This window comes from Niallia sp. MER 6 (assembly GCF_023714395.1).
Lineage (GTDB): Bacteria > Bacillota > Bacilli > Bacillales > Cytobacillaceae > Niallia.
In genome coordinates, this window is record NZ_JAMAUK010000094.1 from 1 (window position 1) to 1,470 (window position 1,470).

Sequence of the window (1,470 nt, forward strand, 5' to 3'; positions counted from 1 at the left end):
CTCCCTCAATAAACAAACACTTATCTCTTAAATACGCAGTTTTTCTCCATATTGCTATCTAACTTGTTTAACTTTATAGATTTGGTTATTGTGAAAAGATCATAAATAAGCATCTTATAAAGAAAATGAGCGCAAGAAACTAGCCAACCTTCGGTTCATTTCAAAAAGTTGGATAAATAGGTATGTACGCACCAATGGATGTCCACATATCTTACGGGGGTCTACCCTCCCAAGTCTCACAGAGTCTACGCTCCTACATTCCTTCGTTCAACCTTTCCATAAGGTGGATGTCGGTCATGCTGCCACACAGGATCGTTGTCCTTACGTTAGTTCCGTTGCCGACTAATCCCATGCTGATTTTGTCTGTTCATCTTCTAAAATCTATTTGTTAAAAGTTTAGTTTTATAGTGATTAAGCTGCTATTGGTTCTTGGATAAATGCATGCATATGGGGGATGTCCTTCAACATCTTCTCCTCTTTAAACACAAACTGTTTCTTCCCAATAGAGAAGAGTATACGGATGAGCTTATTACACAAAGCAATTAAAGACTGCATCTTTTTCAACGGATTATCAGGTCTCGTTGTGTAATAATGATGTAGGGCTTTAAAGGCCTTGTTCTTGGCTACTAGAATCATAGATGCCCGGAATAACAATGCTCGTAATTTCTTTCGACCACGTTTGGTTATTCTGGTTCTCCCTTTATGCTTACCTGATGTATTTTCTTTTAAACTAAGTCCTGCCAATTTGGTTATTTGACGAGGATGATTGTATTCACTCAAATCGCCTACTTCAGCGAAGAAACCCGCCACTGTATCGCGTCCAATCCCTGTTATTTCTAACATTTGATCAACGCCTGGAATATCTTGAAGTAGTGTATCCAGAGTTTGGTCAAGCTCTTCGAACTTGGCTTGAATGAGTTCATACTTTTGAATTAACGTTCTTAATTCCATTTTAGCCATCATGGCACCCTGACGAATGCCAATCGAGCGATTGGCGGCTTCTTTTAAGGCACGAATCTTCTTTATTCCTACACTTTTTTTCACTGCTTGCCTTAGATAATCCAGTAGTTCTTCATCTGTATATTCACCTAGTTCGTGAGGTAAAGCTTCGAGTTTTAATAAATGTAAAGCTGCCTTGCCTTCCCAACTTTTAAAAGCGGTAAAGAACTCTGGAAAGTATCGATCAATCCAGTTGTGTACCTGTCCTTGCACAATTTGTAAGTCTACATTTAATAGATCACGTAATTTCTTAGCCACACGTAGTTCCGCAAAAACTCCTTGTGGTATCGTTGGTTCGGCGTATCTACCATCTTTGACTAGCTGTGCAATGACTTTTGCGTCTTTTACATCATTTTTTGTTGGAGAGTTATCGTCTAACTCCTTACTATGCTTGACGTGTAATGGGTTGACCGTAACGAACTTAATCTGTTCCTCCTTTAGAATATGAGCTAAATTAAGCCAATAATGGCC

Annotated in this window: 1 protein-coding gene; it reads right to left on the reverse strand. The window is 38.9% G+C overall.

The features are described from left to right. Nucleotides 1–411: 411 nt before the first annotated feature. A partial coding sequence (locus M3600_RS28315; RefSeq protein WP_251648555.1) for an IS110 family RNA-guided transposase occupies nucleotides 412–1,470 on the reverse strand: 1,059 nt, incomplete at its 5' end.